Source organism: Microcoleus sp. AR_TQ3_B6 (assembly GCF_036702785.1).
Classification (GTDB): Bacteria; Cyanobacteriota; Cyanobacteriia; order Cyanobacteriales; family Microcoleaceae; genus Microcoleus.
Genome location: NZ_JAUBVJ010000136.1, coordinates 1 through 15,907, shown reverse-complemented (window position 1 = coordinate 15,907; position 15,907 = coordinate 1). Strand labels below are relative to the sequence as shown.

Here is a 15,907-nt window from a genome sequence, read left to right as displayed (position 1 = left end):
TTTTTTACCCCACCCCAGCCCTCCCCGAACCCGCGGTCCGGGAGTAAGAAATTCACAAATGATTTAGGATTGCTATACCAATGGTGGAAAGTGGAAAAAGCCACAAAAATATTAAATGACTGTTACCACTGCGACTCAGCATAATCTTTAAATAATTTACCATAAAAATAGCGTCCCTCATTTACTCCAGAATAAATTGGATCGCAAATCCGCGCGGCGGCATCGACAGCATCAAAGGGAGGTTGTACGCCGCGTTGCTGCATCGCTAAAACTTGAGGGTAAGGGTGCTGAAAACTAATCCATCCCGGATCGACAGCATTCATAAAAATTTTGTGTTTGGCATACTCAGAAGCGCAGGTGCGAGTCATCATGTTCAGCGATGCTTTTGCCATATTTGTATGCGGATGTCGCCAAGGTTTGTCGCTGTTAAATTGCCCTTCTTTTGAAGAAACATTGACAATATATTTGCTAGCTTCAGGAAATTTTTTCATCAGCGGTTTGAGCCTGCTGTTAATCGCGAAAGGAGCGATCGCATTAATAACGTGAACTTCCAACATTTCCAAAATGCTCACCTCATCATCCTTCATCACCCAACTGTTGAAAGGGCGCAAATCCACTTGTTGTCCGTCGCGATCGTACATTCCGGGCGGAAACAAACTAAAATCAGATGAATGTGATAATTGATTCTCTGGATCCAAGTTAAAAACCGTGGGGATTTCACTGTTGCGATTTGGAACAGAGTCTCTGAGAGATTTGGGGATATCCTCAGAAATATTGTCTGTCAAAAAGTGCGCAAGCGTTGCCCTCGAAGAGGATCGCGCCAACAGCGGCTGAATCTCAGCAGGCAAAGCCTCCAAAGGCAGAGATTCAAAATCCATCAAATGCTGGTAAAATTCAGGAGGGCGGCGAATTGTTTGAGCCGCATTATTGATAATAATGTCAATTCGGGGATAGCAGCAGACGAGGTGTTCGGCAAATCGCTCAACGCCCGCAATATACCGCAAATCTAACTCATAAACTTGCAGGCGATCGCACCACTCGGCAAAATCCGCTTCTTTAGCATATCTCCTAGCAGCATCCCGAGCAAAACGAGTAGTACAAATTACAGCAGCACCAGATCTCAACAACCTCAAAGTTACAGCATACCCAATTTTCACTCTCGCTCCCGTCACCAAAGCAAATAACCCATGCAAATTAGCAGTTTGGTTGCGTTTGGCAAAATTAAGTTCGCCGCACTTCAAACACAAACCCCGGTAAAAAAAATGTTGCTCTTGAAAACTCTCCTTGCAAACAAAACAGCGCTGCGGTTTATTCATTTTAAATCTCTGTTGCTGTAAAAAATCTCAATTCCAGCTACATCCGGTGCAATTAGCTCTCGCAAAAATCCGCCGATTATCGATATTAGCTTGTTTCATAATAGAACCGCTCAAATTAGCCCCATTAAAATTAGCTCCGATGAGATTGGCTTTCTGAAAATTTGCTCTTTTTGCCACGGCACCGCTCAGATTAGCATTACTCAAATTAGCTTTACTAAAATCAGCATCGCAAAGGTTAGCTTCAGTCAAATCAGCGCCAGACACATCAGCATTTGTCCAATCATTTTTCTCTAAATTAGCCCCGCGCAAATCAGCTCCTTGAAAACAAGTTCCTGCGAATTTACTCCACCGCAAATTAGCTCCTGTCAACACAAATCCCTTAAAATCCAAGCCGTACAACTTCGATCGAATTAATTTAATTCCAGCCAGATTGGCTCCTGCCAATTTCGCTCCGCCCAGCTTTGCCCCACTCAAGTCAGCCCCGGTCAAGTCAGCACCCGTCAAATCAGCCCCGCTCAAATCAGCCCTGCATAGTTTAGCTTTTTTCAAAATGCTTTGAGATAAATTAGCCTCGCGAAAATTAACCGAGCGGAGGTTGGCTAAACTGAGATTAGCTGCTTGCAAATCAGCGCTGCTGAGATTAGTTTTGCTCAGGTTTGCTTCGCTCAAATCGGCATTTCTCAGATTAGTTACTTCCAAGTTACTTTTAAATATTTTTGCGCCTAGGAGGTTGGCAGATGCAAAGTTTGCTCCTGCTAAGTTTGACTCTCTCAGGTTGGCTTTGGCCAAATTAACTCCGCTAAAATCTCCCCAACTCAAGTCTACAAAACCACCGAATAAAAGTAGATTTTGCACTCTCCATTTATTCCAAATTGCTGCACCTTTTTTGAGCAAAATTAGCTGTTCTTGCGCTCCAAACATCGCAGCGGCGATCGCACGCACCTGCTCGTCAGCATCGCCAAAAACGGCCATGGCTGCTTCTAAACCTTCTTCTCCATAGTTTATGGCATCTATGATTGCTGCCCGCCTTGCTTCAACTGACGGACTTGCTAAGCGGTGTTTGACTCCAGCTATGCCACCCAAGATAGCAGCATTAATTGGAGGGGAATTTTGACCGCCCAAAACTGCATCGTATTCTTTAGGTTCATTTGCTGACATTTGTTATGTGTTACGAATGATTGTTGACTGTTGACTGTTGACTGTTGACTGTTGACTGTTGACTGTTGACTGTTGACTGCTGACTAATGACTGCTGACTAATGACTAATGACTAATGACTGTTGACTAATGACTGCTGACTAATGACTGTTGATTTGATTTGCTTTGGCATTTCGCCGCAGCATTTCTGGTTTAATGCGCCGCAGCGCCGAAGCTGTAAATCGGCGGTTCCATTCTTCGTCGGAGATGTCGGCTAATTCTGCAAGTGTCGGCGCTATATTTTCAGGATAAGGCTCAAAGTCGGCAACATCGGTTGGTTTAGCAAATCGCTGATTCCAAGGACAAACATCCTGACAAATATCGCAACCTGCTACCCAACCTTGTAAATTAGATGCAATTTCGTCGGGCAATTTTTCGGCTCGATTCTCGATCGTGTGATAAGCTATACATCGATCGGCATTCACCACAAAAGGCTCAGTAATTGCCCCGGTCGGACAGGCCTCAATGCAGCGAGTACAAGTACCGCAATGTTCGGTATGGGACTCATCGGGCGCTAACTCCAAATTAGTCAAGATTTCGCCCAAAAACACCCAAGAACCGTATTCGCGCGAAATTACATTACCATTTTTGGCAATCCAGCCAATCCCGGCACGCTGGGCCCACATTTTATCTTGAATCGGCCCGGTATCAGCATAATACCGCGCTTCAATTCCCTCGCCTTGCGACCGCAGCCAATTTGCCAAAACCTTCAGTTTTTTGTGGAGAATTTTGTGGTAATCTCGTCCCCAGCCGTAGCGAGAGATTTTAGCATATTCGACCCCTGGCTCGACCCTCCCCTCCAAAGGGGGATTCGGGGGGCGTTGGTGAGCCGTGTAGTAGTTGATGGCGACACATATTAAGGACTGCACCTCTGGCATCACCAATTGAATATCCTGCCGCTTTGGGTTGGCCATCCATGCCATATCCGCCTGATAACCCTTGTCCAGCCAAGCCTGCAATCGTTGTTTTTCAAGATCGAAATCCCCGTCTTTTGAGGCTATCCCGACTTTGTGAAATCCCAACTCAATGGCTTTTTGCTTAATGCGATCGCTATTAATTGATTTTTTCATCGGGTAAAGAACAATAGCACAAATTGCGCTATAAGTCTAGTAATTTTCAGATAAATCTTGGGACATAATTGATAATACTTCCACAATCTTTATATTTATAAATTTGAACTCCCAAATGTCAAAAATGTCACATAATTTAATTCAGGGAGAATTCGATTCGCAAATTCAAGTACGCAAGTAAAACCGACAGCGAATCCCACAGCATAAACATGGCAGTTAGTATCCAATCAGCTCAATCTATTTTCTCGAACACCGAGATTGCAAGCGTTGTTCCGGCTACCACGGAAGCGTTCTACAAACTCAGCGTTGAAGACCAACTGGCACTGCTCTGGTATGCTTACACCGAAATGGGTGTTTCCATCACCGCAGCAGCTCCGGGAGTAGCCAGCATGGCGCTTGTTGAAGGTATCCTCGAGGAAATTAAGCAGATGTCGCCGGAGGCTCAAAGCAAAACGATGTTTGACCTAGCCAGCAACGCTGACACCACGATCGGGCGGATTTACACTTCCTTGCGCGTCAACACCAAACTCGGTTTCTGGTACGAGTTGGGACAGTTGATGAGACAGGGTAAGGTCGCTCCGATCCCCGCTGGCTATCAAATGTCTCCCGAAGCCACCGCAGTTCTAGAAACCATCAAGAAACTAGATCCGGGCCAGCAAATTACCGTACTTCGCAATACCGTAGTTCACATGGGCTACGACCCCGATTTCAGCCAAGAGTACGGCAAACGCTCGGCCCCCCGCAGCACTCCCACCGCTCTTGAACAGCGGGTGAAAACCAAAATTGAGGGTATTACCGAGCAGACTGTGCTCAACTACATCGACTACATGAACGCCTTCGACTTCACCCCAGCCGTCGGTTTATTTGCTGAAGAAGGCGCCCTGCAACCGCCTTTCCAAAAGCCGATCGTCGGTCGCGAAGCTATCCTCAACTATATGCGGGAAGAGTGCATCGGACTGAAAATGATGCCCGAGCGAGGCGTATCGGAACCCGCAGAAGATGGTTACCGCCAAGTGAAAGTCACCGGCAAAGTCGAAACTCCCTGGTTCGGATCGAATGTGGGAATGAACATCGCGTGGCGGTTTTTGCTCGATCCCCAAGGTCAAATTTTCTTTGTGGCGATCGACTTGTTGGCATCTCCTAAGGAATTGCTCAATTTGATGCGCAAATAGAATATTCCGGTTCGGTCTGTCAAACAGACTTGCCCAGAAACCCAGACACCTGCCGGTGTCTGGGTTTATAGCATTAAAGATTAAAGAATTGAAGAATGGGGAATGACTGATGACTGCGAGGGGTTTTGGCTTCCCGACAGTTGCATTTTTTTTGAAATTACTATTGATTTGGGTCGATCGCTCTTAAAGCTGCGCTCGACGCTCTCGGGTTCCTCCTTTTTTCGGAGAATTATTTTCCCGACCCTACTTATATCTTTTGAGGGATTTGCTGCGACAAAGAGAATGATTAAAGTATACTCATTCAGCTTAAATCATTTGTTTTATGACCGCAACAACTCGACCTATTATAACTAGCTCTATAAAGATTGCCGGCATCACAAAGCCAACGGTACTGCGATATTTTGAAACTTTAAACGCGGGTGATTTTGACGCTACGGCTAATCTATTTGCTGATGAGGGGGTTCTGCACGCGCCGTTTGAATCTCCAATTATCGGCAGCATCTCGATCGCTACTTATCTAAAAACAGAAGCGCGAGGAATGCAGCTCGAACCCCAGCAAGGTGTCAGCCAAATTTTAGAAGATGGCACTGTAGAAGTTCAGGTCAGCGGCCGGGTGCAAACTTCCGCCTTTGGTATTAATGTCGCATGGCTGTTCTTGCTCAATTCTAACCAGAAAATCCTTTCTGTCACCGTCAAACTGTTAGCTTCTCCCCAAGAATTGCTAAATCTGCGGTCGCAGAAGAACTGTGAGGTTTAATAAGCTGTTTGAGATTTAAATTGCCTATTTGGGTTTGACCTGTCTATCGCACGTAATGGCTAAAGTCATGCGATGGACAGGTTGAGTGGCTTTTTAGAGGAAGAATGAGGCAGAAACCGGCTTTTATTATCCAAATCTCTCGTTAAGTGCCAGTAACGGTATAAAAACACAGTTTATGCGGTATTTGCGCGATCGGGTCTGTACCCCTACAATCTTACAGTCTCAAGCGAGAGGGACGATACTGCACGAAAAAGTGGCTGTCACCGCACTGTGCGACAGACAGCCAAAGCGAGTCAAAAAGTGCATTGTCAATGACTCAGGACTAATGACTAATTAAGATTTTTCCGGCAAACTTGCTTCCAACTTCAGACAGTTGCGACCGTCTATTTGCAAAGTGTAGTCCACCCGATCCATAAGTCTGCTCATAATCAGCCAGCCGTAGCCGCTTTCCTGTTTAGCTTCCGGTCTCGGTGGATTGTAAGTATCCATTTCGTAACCTTTACCGTAATCCCAAATTTCTAAACCAATATCCCTATTTTTTAAATTCAAGCGAATTAACACGGGCAAATTGGGTTGATCTTTGTGAGCATGGCGGATCACGTTAGAATAGGCTTCTGCTAACACCAAGCGCAAACGATTCGACTGACGCGGCCAATCGACGTGCTCTCCTAGCTCTACTTCCAAACTGCTCAGCAACCAATTTTCAACAATTGTTAAAAACCGCAAGTCGCTTGGCACATGAAGCTCAGTATTCATAAAAAAATCCCGTAAGTTTGAAAACCCTGTGTATTGACACCAGGTATAAAACACGACGCGCCGAATTGATTCGGCCTCAATACTTGTCGCTACTCGGGGGATACTAGCCTTTTCTGTTGAAAAATCAGGCATTCGTCATTCGGTAGAAGGCACAAGTTAAGAGTATTGTTGAAAACTTTAGTTATGGGTTTACAGCCCATTAACAAGTGATAATTATACCGAGACTGCAAGCAGCGAAGTATAAAAAATCTTTGTTTCAATCCCTGGCTTTTAAGCGTTGGTTTTTTCTGACGAATGCCTTCTACTTTAAACCTTTAAAGGTGTTTAATCCCCCAGGAAAGCGATAGCTGGAAACTAGCTGCGCGCGCTCGCGGGCTAGGTTTTTTACTGTTGACTATAACGCAGTCCTTTGCGGGACTACTCTGTGGGCCGTCAACAAGTAGGGCTTCTGTTTTTTCGGCTCTCACCCCCGACTCTGGGCCGGGAGTCGCTGACAGATTCAGAGAACCTCCAGAGAGAGTATGGTTTGGTCGTCTTCCTGAACGGGATTGTCAGCTCGGATGTGAGCCAACAAATTGTCCAAGTTGAAGGAACCAGGTTCCTGAATCAAGAGTTGCCAAAGCCCTTCTTGTTGTAGCATAGAACGGGTTTGTTCACCCCCAGGGACCGCTTCCGTGGTCACGCTAGCTTCAGTAATCCCGTCACTCGTGAGCAGAAATACATCTCCTGACTTTAATTCGATCGTACCTGCTTTGCCTTTCCAAACTGGTAGTATCCCCAAGGGAATGCCACGAGCTTTCAGGAAATTCGGCTCGGCTGGCGTTTTACCGCTAGCGGCTTGAGCTTTCACCTCCGAGTGCGACCAAACAATCGGGTAAATGTGACCAGCATTAGCAAAGGCAAGATGTCCCGTTGACGGAGTGTAACGAGCAACAACCATTGTAATAAAATGGTTGTTGCCGATCAGGTCGTCAGACATACTGCTATTCATATTGTGCATAACTTGGTCGGGTTCGGGAGAAACTTCTTGGGAAAGTTCCCGCCGCATCACCGAAATCGCGCTGGCCATAAATAGAGCAGCCGGAACTCCCTTACCGGAAACATCTCCCACCGCTATCCAAATATCCCCTTGGGAGTGGACGTAAACTTCAAAAAAGTCGCCGCCCACTTCCCGCGCGGGATAGCAGCAAGCTTGCACCCTGACTGTTTCAAAATCCGGCCAACTTTGGCGCAACAAATTTGTTTGGATTTGGCGAGCCACTTCCAACTCGTTTTGCATCTGCTTGGCTAAATCCAGAGTGCGCTGGTATAGCTTAGCTTGAGACAGGGCCAGAGCAGCTTGAGCTGCTACACCTTCTATTAACTCTATATCTTCTGCCGACCAAGGGTTAGTGCCGCCAATCTGGCACAAAGCCAGTACCGCCAGCAATTCTTGCTGGTAAGTCAGGGGGACGGCAATCTCAACCGATTTACCGTCCCCCCCACTGTTTGGGTTCACTTGAGTTTGGCGGCTGGCTACGGCTTGAACCAGCAAATTTTCATCAAAAGAAAAGTGAATGGTCTCGTCGGTTTGGGCTTGGTAGGGGAAGGTACTCGGCAATAGTCTATCGGTCTCTACCGGCCGCAGCATACAATAGTTGGCTTCAAAAGTTTGACCTACGGTTTGAACAATAGTTTGTACCATACTAGAGTAATCTAGCGACCCGCGAATCACGCTCATTACCTCATTGAACAGAGATTCTTTGCGCAAAGCGCGGCGCAATGCAACGCTGCGCTGCTTGTAGTATTTGTAAGTTTCTGAGGCTTGATTGATCACCAATTTGAGTTCTTCTGGATTCCACGGTTTGGTGATGTATTTGAAGACTTGACCTGAGTTGATAGCCTCGACCAAATCTTCAACATCTGTGTATCCCGTTAGCAGAATCCGAATCGTATCGGGAAATCGCTCGACTGTTTTCCCCAAAAACTCGGTGCCATTCATTTCTGGCATCCGCTGGTCAGATATAATCACCGCCATCTCGCCCTGTTCGTCTAGAACTTCCAGGGCGCTGAGGGCGCTATCTGCTTTGTAAACTTGAAAGTCGCGTCGAAACGTCCGGTACAATAAATCCAAGTTGTCGGGTTCGTCATCGACTACCATCAGTTTCAGCTTGCTTCCATCTCCCCGACTCATCTTTCTTCCCCCTTGAAAACCCCCACCCTAGCTGTATTCAGCAAGGTGGCGGGAGGAAAAGGGGGGCTGGATATATGCAACATATCAGTTACGTCAAGTTGAGTTAAAGAAACCCGTTTCACCTCAAGGTGAGCATTCCTTTCGCACCATCTGTTCGCACAACAGATGAGAGGCTTTCGATACTGTAACCCGCCTCGGTAGGCCGCTTCAATAGGGAAAATTCCCCAGTCAGCTTTCGCGCTTTGATAGGAGTAACGACCGTGTTTGCAGTCGGTACTTTTCTAAACACACCAGCCTCCCAAATGACTAATTAATGCTCTGATTGCAGAGTTATTAACGGGCTGCATAATGTCCTCGGTGTGAATTTTAACACTTACTACTAACCCCGGTATTGCTACCTGAGTGTGGTCAAAATCGGCTGAATTTCCAGCCCCACTATACCCTGAGGGTTAGCGGTCGGTTGTTGGCGCTATTCCCTAAACCTGTGCCGAATCGCACGCTTATTGCTGCATTCAAGTCCCCCTAATCTCTGAACTTTGTGCAGCAAGCATATTACTACTGCCGAATCAAGCTAATCTTTCTGCCAGTCTGAGCTTAGCAGAACGAGAGCGGGGATTTCTAGCTACTTCTTCGGATTGCGGCACGATCGGCTTTTTTGTCAGTACCTGTAAACTGGGTGTTCCTCTGAGTTGGTGCTTGACGGGTCGGTCTTCGAGGCTGTGAAATGTAATGATTCCGATTCTCCCACCGGGTTTTAACCACCTTGGGGCAAGGTTTAGGAAAGTTTCTAAAGAAGCTAGTTCGGAGTTGACGGCTATCCTTAAAGCTTGGAAAGTGCGGGTGGCCGGATGGATTCTGCCGTTGCGCTGCTTGGGTCCGAAGGCTTGGGCGATCGCCCCAGCGAGTTCTGTTGTAGTTTGAAAAGGACGGCTTTGCACAATCCGCCTCGCGATGCGCCGCGACAGTCGCTCCTCGCCATATTTGTAAATAATATCTGCTAGTTTAACTTCTTCCCAGTGGTTGATAATCTCTTCTGCGGTCAAAGATTGCTGCTGGTTCATACGCATATCTAGTTGAGCTGGGTGGCGAAAACTAAATCCTCGTTCCGGTGTATCGAACTGAGCCGAGCTGACGCCCAAGTCTGCTATGATACCATCAAATTCGGCATCTGGGGACTTGTATTCCGCAAAGTTGCCGTGCCAAAACTCAACGGGGGAGTTGGCAAATCGGGTTTGGCAAAAACGGAGGGCTTGTTCGTCGCGGTCGATCGCCATTACTGTAACATCGGCCGCCGCCGCTAAAATCAAACTCGTGTGTCCGCCGCCCCCAAGCGTGGCGTCCAAATAGCGGCCGCCTGGACGCACAGCCAAACCCGCAATTAACTCGCTTCCCAAAACTGGAACGTGATAGGTGTCAAGACTGACATCCGATCCAAGGGTCTCCTTCTCAGAGAGCTCGATATCCTTCATAATCATAAAAGCCAAACCAAAATGAACAATAGCTAGTAATCATTAATTCATTTAATTATGTCAAGAATTGAGACTAGAACCGAACCGATGGTGCTCAACATGGGGCCGCACCACCCATCCATGCACGGGGTACTCCGGCTAATCGTCACCCTAGACGGGGAAGACGTAGTTGACTGCGAGCCTGTTTTGGGCTATCTGCACCGCGGGATGGAAAAAATCGCCGAAAATCGCACCAACGTGATGTACGTGCCCTACGTGAGCCGCTGGGACTATGCAGAGGGGATGTTTAACGAAGCGGTGACAGTAAATGCGCCGGAAAAGTTGGCGAATATTGCTGTCCCCAAACGGGCGAGTTACATTCGGGTAATCATGCTGGAGTTGAACCGGATTGCTAACCATTTGTTGTGGTTGGGACCGTTTTTGGCGGACGTGGGGGCGCAAACTCCTTTTTTCTATACTATGCGCGATCGCGAACCAATTCTCGACTTGTGGGAAGCCGCTACAGGTTATCGCATGGTGAATAATAACTATTTCCGCATTGGCGGAGTTGCCGCAGATTTACCCTACGGTTGGGTAGATAAGTGCCACGATTTCTGCGATTATTTCGTTCCCAAAATTGACGAGTACGAACGTTTAATTACCAACAATCCAATCTTCCGGCGCCGGATTGAAGGCCTGGGTACTATTTCTCGCGAAGAAGCGATTAACTGGGGACTTTCCGGCCCCATGTTGCGCGCTTCCGGCGTTAAGTGGGATTTGCGGAAAGTTGACCATTACGAATGTTACGATGACTTCGACTGGGAAGTTTGTACCGAAGCTGCTGGCGATTGTTTGGCCCGGTATTTGGTGCGGGTTCGGGAGATGCGCGAGTCGGTTAAGATTCTCTATCAAGCCTTGAAAGGAATCCCCGGTGGGTCTTACGAGAATTTGGAAGCGAAGCGACTCGAAAGCGGGCCAAAATCTGAATGGAACGGTTTTGACTATCAGTTTATTGGCAAAAAAGTAGCGCCGACTTTTAAGATTCCCAAGGGCGAACATTATGTCCGCGTTGAAAGCGGCAAGGGTGAGTTGGGGATTTATATTATCGGGGATGATAATGTGTTCCCTTGGCGCTGGAAGATTCGGACTGGGGATTTTAATAATTTGCAGATTTTGCCTCACATTGTTCGGGGCGTGAAGATTGCCGATTTGGTGGCGATTTTGGGGAGTATCGACATTATTATGGGCTCGGTTGATAGGTAGGTTGGGTCGGTTTTTATCTGATAATTTAACCCGGTTTTTTTGTGGGAACCGGGTTAATTTTTTTTAACCGCAGATGAACGCGGATCAACGCGGATGGATATCGATTAATATTGCTATTAACGTCGCTAAAATCTACCTTATTTCTCTCTTCTCTCTTCCTCTGTGCTCTCTGCGCCCTCTGCGGTTAATAAAAAAAAATCTCTCCTTCACAAATGAAATAACATCAATTTTGATTCGATAAATTATGAAAGTTAAGCAATCAGATATCAATGACAGCAACCCGGAACTCTGCGCTTTAATCTGCGAAAGAATTGCCGCCAGTCCCCAGCAGCGTATTACTTTTGCTGAATATATGAATTTGGCATTATATCATCCGCACCACGGTTATTACAATAGCGATCGCCCGTCGATCGGCAAACAAGGCGATTTTATCACGTCGCCTCATTGGAGTGCTGATTTTGCGGAGGTTTTGGCAGAGCAGTTTGTGGAAATGTGGCAAATTCTCGTTAGCGGAGCCCTCGAAGAGGATCGCCCTTTCAATTTCGCGATCGTAGAAATGGGCGCTGGGCGGGGAACTTTCGCCGAAAATGTGCTGCAATATCTGCAACGGCAACATCCCGACTTATTTAAAACTTTAACATACATAATTGTTGAAATTTCGCCAATACTTCAAGCGGAACAACGCCAAAGGTTAGGTGATATCAAGTGCGTCAAGTGGTGCAATTGGGATGAGATAGTTAATAATTCAATAGTCGGGTGTTTCTTTTCTAACGAGTTAGTGGATGCTTTGCCCGTGCATCAATTCATTCTGGAATCAGGGCAAATTAGGGAGATTTACGTTGCCGCCGAAAATCCAAAAAATGAACGAGAAGAGATAAATTTTATTGAAGTAAGTGGCGAAGTTTCCACGCCTCAAATTGCCGAATATTTTGATTTGGTAAGCATCGATTTGTCGGCGAGTGTTTACGGGGATGGTTATCGCAGTGAGGTGAATTTGGCGGCTTTGGACTGGATGAGTACAGTTGCTCAAAAGTTGCAGCGGGGATATTTGTTAACTATTGATTACGGCCATCCGGCGCACCGCTATTACAATCCGAGGCGCAGGGAGGGGACACTACAGTGTTATTATCTGCACCGATATCACAATAATCCTTATATTAATGTGGGGCGGCAGGATTTAACGGCTCATGTTAATTTTACGGCGCTGGAAAGGCAGGGTGAATTGTGCGGTTTGGATGTGGTAGGGTTTACTCAGCAGGCTTTGTTTTTGATGGCGTTGGGTTTGGGCGATCGTATTGCTTCTCTGTCTGCAAATGATGCGGAAGCATTGGATTTGGCAACGTTTTTGCGGCGCCGGGAGGCTTTGCATCAGTTGATCGATCCGAGGGGTTTGGGGAGTTTTGGGGTGTTGGTGCAGTCGAAGGGGTTGAGGGATGGGGAAAAAGTGCATGAAGCGAAGCTATCCCGTAGGGAATCCCTCAAAGGTTTCACGGTGCCTTAAGTTAACTAGAATCAGCAACACGCACTCTTTTCTAATTACTTTTGTCATCACTTAAGCGCACTGACTCAGCGGCGGAAATTCCCATTTTCCAGAATATAAAGTAGATGGCAGCTTTAAACAATAGGCAGCAGGAACCACCTCGATCAACCACCAATTAAACATATCTCGTCGGGCTTCAGTAAAACCAGAAATGGCATCTCCGGTAATGGCATCATACAAAATATCCAAGATGGCATTATAGGCTGTTTTCGTGTTGAGTGTTTGCAGCAAGCCGTAGAAGATATTATAAGCTTCGTCAGTAGCTTGATATTTTCCAATTTGGTTGATATTAGGAAACAAGGTATCTGCCCAAGTTTCTGGGATTTCACAAGCATCCTTCAGCCAACAAGATACAATTCCTTCAACGAGATCAGCTTTGTGTTCTTCAGGAAAGTAATGTTTAATGGTCGGTTTAGCTGCTAATGCTATTCCATAAGCCATATAGACGTATCGCTGATGGGATATTGCATCATTAGGCATTCCAAAGGCTGTCATTACTTCTACAAAAGCTTCTTCTACATTGCACTTTCCACCTCGTTCGTATAAATCGTCATATTTTCTGTCCCAAACCGTCTGAAGTGTTTGCTGTAATTGCTCTGGAATAGTTGAGTTGCTGGGCAATTTAAAATCGGTGTAGTGACCTAGAGCAAACTTTATCATTGACATTCCCTCCTGATGTATTTTATTTAACAATACTGCGGACAGTTTTTTGGGTAGCGACGTAAACCCTCATTCTACCGTTAATATTTCACCTCCTGAGGAACCTGAAACCCGCATTTTACCGTTGGCTATCGCAAACTGTCCGGACTATTGATTTAATCATAAACCAAGAAAAAGCTAATCTTAAGCTTCATATCTACCGCCCCATTTCAAATTAACTGCCAACTCTGCTCGAATCCCTCGGATTCAGCCCATTTTAATCGTTGTTGAATTGACATCCCCTGCAATTTTTGACTCATTTCATATAAATCAACTTTCGGATAATCCCCCTTAAATAGCGGAATTAAAGCCTCAACAACAGCAGCGATTCCCTCCGGCGGCACTGCATTGCCAATCTGCCGCCGCACTTCAGTCGTAGAACCTTCAAAAACAAAATCATCGGGGAATGTTTGCAATCTTGCCCTTTCACGATTTGTCAAAGAACGCGGTTCTAAATAATGATAACCCCAAGTCCCGCCACCTCCACCCGCAATAATTGTCGATGATGGTTTATCTGGATGAATTCGCCGATAAACGTGACTGATCATGCCTTTGACATAGTACGGGCTATCCTTGGGAATATCAGCAAAATTGCCTCCCGGTTGAATTCGATTTAAAATTTCAACGGTGCGGGTCTGAATTTTATGATGTTTGTTATTGTCAAGAACTGCTTCCACATTTTTGAGTGCTTCCCCCGCAGTTCGATAAGGTTTTTTGCGATTTGGCCCGTATTCTGGCTGAGGATGCACAAAGTTAAATCCTGTATCCATCCGAATGCCAACTAATAACACTCTTTGGCGAAATTGCGGAACTCCGTAATCAGCAAAGTTGTAGAGTTTAGGTTTAACTAAGTAGCCCGGTGCTATACTTTCAAAGTCAGAAATTATTTGTTTTATTGCTTGATAATTATTTGCACTTAATAAGCCTTTGACATTTTCTGCTACAAAAGCTTTGGGCTTTTTTTTATTGACAAAATCGAGAAAGTATGTATATAAATTGCCTCTGGTTCCTTCAAGTCCGGGCCGCTTCCAAATCAGGGAGAAATCTTGACAGGGGAATCCTCCTATACATATGTCAGCTTCGGGAACTTGTGCAATGTCTATATTTTCTATGCTGTCGTTGATGATGACATCAGCAATGTTTCTGCTGAATGTTTTGCAGGCGTATTTATTGGAGTCGATCGCCCAAACTACTTCAAACCCCGCTTTGTGGAAGGGCAAGTCCATGCCGCCGCAACCTGAAAACAATGATATCAGTCGCGGTTTTTTTTCCCAATTTATGGGATCTAGACGTTCAATTAACATAGGACTGTAACCTGAGGCAATAGGGGGAAGGATGCCCGCGACACAAGAGTGTGATTATACCAAATAGTAGTAAGGTCCGCACGGATCACCTTACTAGGACTCTATTTCGTTTCATGTTTCACTCTTCGTCATCTAATTCGATTCCCGCTTGACGCAATTTTTCTGCCAATCTTTCAGCGCGGAGTCGTTCGCGATCGGCTCGTTCTTCGGACCACAGCAACAACTCGCCTTCTGCATCCCACCACCTCAACCAACAGCCTGTCCTTCCTTCGTGCGTTCCTTCCCAAATACCTAAAAATAGGTTTAATCCCGGTATCCAATAACGTCCGTTTTCATCGGCTTTTTGCAAGTTGTAGTGCTCTGATTCTAAAGCGTAAACTTCTAAATGAGCTGTTTGGGCTCGGAATATGACGTATCTGGGTACTTTGATTACTTGCTCGTAAAAATACCACTTTCCCACCCGCGAGGTAAATTCAACGGAATATTCTTCTCCATAGGTTTCTGAAAGAAATTCCATCACGATTTGGGGGATGGTTCCTTCTGTGTGTGGCGTGTAACTGCGGCGGACTTGCGAGACATTTTTTGGATTGACGGGTTTTACGTACATCCAATCTGGTGCTTTGCAGATAATACGCTGTTCGTCGCTGCTTGAACCTGGGAAACTTATGCCGGCACAAATGGCAAAGTTGGAAACAATTAAGGCATCCTGCATTAATTCTGGAAATGCTGTTAGCGGCTGGCGCAAAGCGGCGGCTAATAATGGTTGGCTTTCGTCTTCCACGGGGTCGTCTGGTAGTTGGAAATCTTCTGGTAGTAGCGGCCAGGTGATTGTGAGTTTTGTTTCTGGGTTTTTAGTTGCTACAGACATAGTTTATTAAAGGTTAAATGTTTTAATGCTTAAATTATATCTCTTGGTTTTTGGGATTAATGTTAATGGCTTAATGACGAGGCCCAGCCTCTGGATCTGCGTTACCGGGCAGAGCCTGGTAACGAGGAATTATATCTCTTGGTTTTTGGGATTAATGTTAATGGCTTAATGACGTGGCCCAGCCTCTGGATCTGCGTTACCGGGCAGAGCCTGGTAACGAGGAATTATATGTCTTGATTTTTGGGATTAATGTTAATGGCTTAATGATGAGGCCCAGCCTCTGGATCTGCGTTACCGGGCAGAGCCTGGTAACGAGGAATTATATCTCTTGGTTTTTGGGATTAA

At 46.0% G+C, this 15,907-nt stretch carries 13 protein-coding genes; 4 read left to right on the top strand and 9 right to left on the bottom strand.

Going from position 1 to position 15,907, the window contains the following annotated elements; translation table 11 throughout:
• Nucleotides 1–122: 122 nt before the first annotated feature.
• From QUB56_RS34690 to queG, 3 genes are all read right to left on the bottom strand, one after another.
• Complete coding sequence (locus tag QUB56_RS34690; protein ID WP_332960900.1) at nucleotides 123–1,316, bottom strand: SDR family NAD(P)-dependent oxidoreductase; 1,194 nt, start codon at nucleotides 1,314–1,316, stop codon at nucleotides 123–125.
• 27 nt (nucleotides 1,317–1,343) lie between these two features.
• Nucleotides 1,344–2,474, bottom strand: a complete 1,131-nt coding sequence (locus QUB56_RS34685) for a pentapeptide repeat-containing protein (RefSeq protein WP_332960899.1) — start codon at nucleotides 2,472–2,474, stop codon at nucleotides 1,344–1,346.
• 139 nt (nucleotides 2,475–2,613) lie between these two features.
• The gene (queG, locus tag QUB56_RS34680; protein WP_332960898.1) at nucleotides 2,614–3,582 is read right to left on the bottom strand and encodes a tRNA epoxyqueuosine(34) reductase QueG; all 969 of its coding nucleotides are present in this window, start codon (nucleotides 3,580–3,582) and stop codon (nucleotides 2,614–2,616) included.
• Between the two features lie 209 nt (nucleotides 3,583–3,791).
• On the opposite strand from queG, the gene QUB56_RS34675 reads away from it, so the two are divergent.
• Together QUB56_RS34675 and QUB56_RS34670 are read left to right on the top strand one after the other, a co-directional pair.
• A complete protein-coding gene (locus QUB56_RS34675; protein WP_332960897.1) occupies nucleotides 3,792–4,754 on the top strand; it encodes an orange carotenoid protein N-terminal domain-containing protein in 963 nt (320 codons plus the stop codon).
• Between the two features lie 322 nt (nucleotides 4,755–5,076).
• Nucleotides 5,077–5,511 (top strand): nuclear transport factor 2 family protein, encoded by a 435-nt coding sequence (locus QUB56_RS34670; protein ID WP_332960896.1) that lies wholly within the window; start codon nucleotides 5,077–5,079, stop codon nucleotides 5,509–5,511.
• Nucleotides 5,512–5,844: 333 nt separating this feature from the next.
• On the opposite strand, the gene QUB56_RS34665 is transcribed toward QUB56_RS34670, so the two are convergent.
• The 3 genes from QUB56_RS34665 to rsmH all read right to left on the bottom strand — a co-directional run bounded on the left by QUB56_RS34665 (nucleotide 5,845) and on the right by rsmH (nucleotide 9,909).
• On the bottom strand, nucleotides 5,845–6,267 hold the full coding sequence (locus QUB56_RS34665) for an ATP-binding protein (RefSeq protein WP_006633914.1): 423 nt from the start codon (nucleotides 6,265–6,267) through the stop codon (nucleotides 5,845–5,847).
• Between the two features lie 499 nt (nucleotides 6,268–6,766).
• The gene (locus tag QUB56_RS34660) at nucleotides 6,767–8,440 is read right to left on the bottom strand and encodes a SpoIIE family protein phosphatase (protein WP_332960895.1); all 1,674 of its coding nucleotides are present in this window, start codon (nucleotides 8,438–8,440) and stop codon (nucleotides 6,767–6,769) included.
• A 566-nt stretch (nucleotides 8,441–9,006) separates the two neighbouring features.
• Nucleotides 9,007–9,909 (bottom strand): 16S rRNA (cytosine(1402)-N(4))-methyltransferase RsmH, encoded by a 903-nt coding sequence (gene rsmH / locus QUB56_RS34655; protein ID WP_332960894.1) that lies wholly within the window; start codon nucleotides 9,907–9,909, stop codon nucleotides 9,007–9,009.
• Nucleotides 9,910–9,966: 57 nt separating this feature from the next.
• Between rsmH and QUB56_RS34650 the strand changes: the two genes are divergently transcribed.
• Together QUB56_RS34650 and QUB56_RS34645 are read left to right on the top strand one after the other, a co-directional pair.
• On the top strand, nucleotides 9,967–11,151 hold the full coding sequence (locus QUB56_RS34650; RefSeq protein WP_332960893.1) for an NAD(P)H-quinone oxidoreductase subunit H: 1,185 nt from the start codon (nucleotides 9,967–9,969) through the stop codon (nucleotides 11,149–11,151).
• A gap of 244 nt (nucleotides 11,152–11,395) precedes the next feature.
• Nucleotides 11,396–12,652 carry a class I SAM-dependent methyltransferase gene (locus tag QUB56_RS34645; protein ID WP_332960892.1) on the top strand — a complete coding sequence of 419 codons (1,257 nt, stop codon included), beginning with the start codon at nucleotides 11,396–11,398 and terminating at the stop codon, nucleotides 12,650–12,652.
• Between the two features lie 51 nt (nucleotides 12,653–12,703).
• On the opposite strand, the gene QUB56_RS34640 is transcribed toward QUB56_RS34645, so the two are convergent.
• From QUB56_RS34640 to QUB56_RS34630, 3 genes are all read right to left on the bottom strand, one after another.
• Nucleotides 12,704–13,357, bottom strand: a complete 654-nt coding sequence (locus tag QUB56_RS34640) for a hypothetical protein (protein WP_332960891.1) — start codon at nucleotides 13,355–13,357, stop codon at nucleotides 12,704–12,706.
• A 203-nt stretch (nucleotides 13,358–13,560) separates the two neighbouring features.
• Nucleotides 13,561–14,694, bottom strand: a complete 1,134-nt coding sequence (locus tag QUB56_RS34635) for a DNA cytosine methyltransferase (RefSeq protein WP_332960890.1) — start codon at nucleotides 14,692–14,694, stop codon at nucleotides 13,561–13,563.
• A gap of 118 nt (nucleotides 14,695–14,812) precedes the next feature.
• Entirely contained in the window at nucleotides 14,813–15,562 is a 750-nt protein-coding gene (locus QUB56_RS34630; protein ID WP_332960889.1) for a Uma2 family endonuclease, read from the bottom strand.
• Nucleotides 15,563–15,907 lie beyond the last annotated feature (345 nt).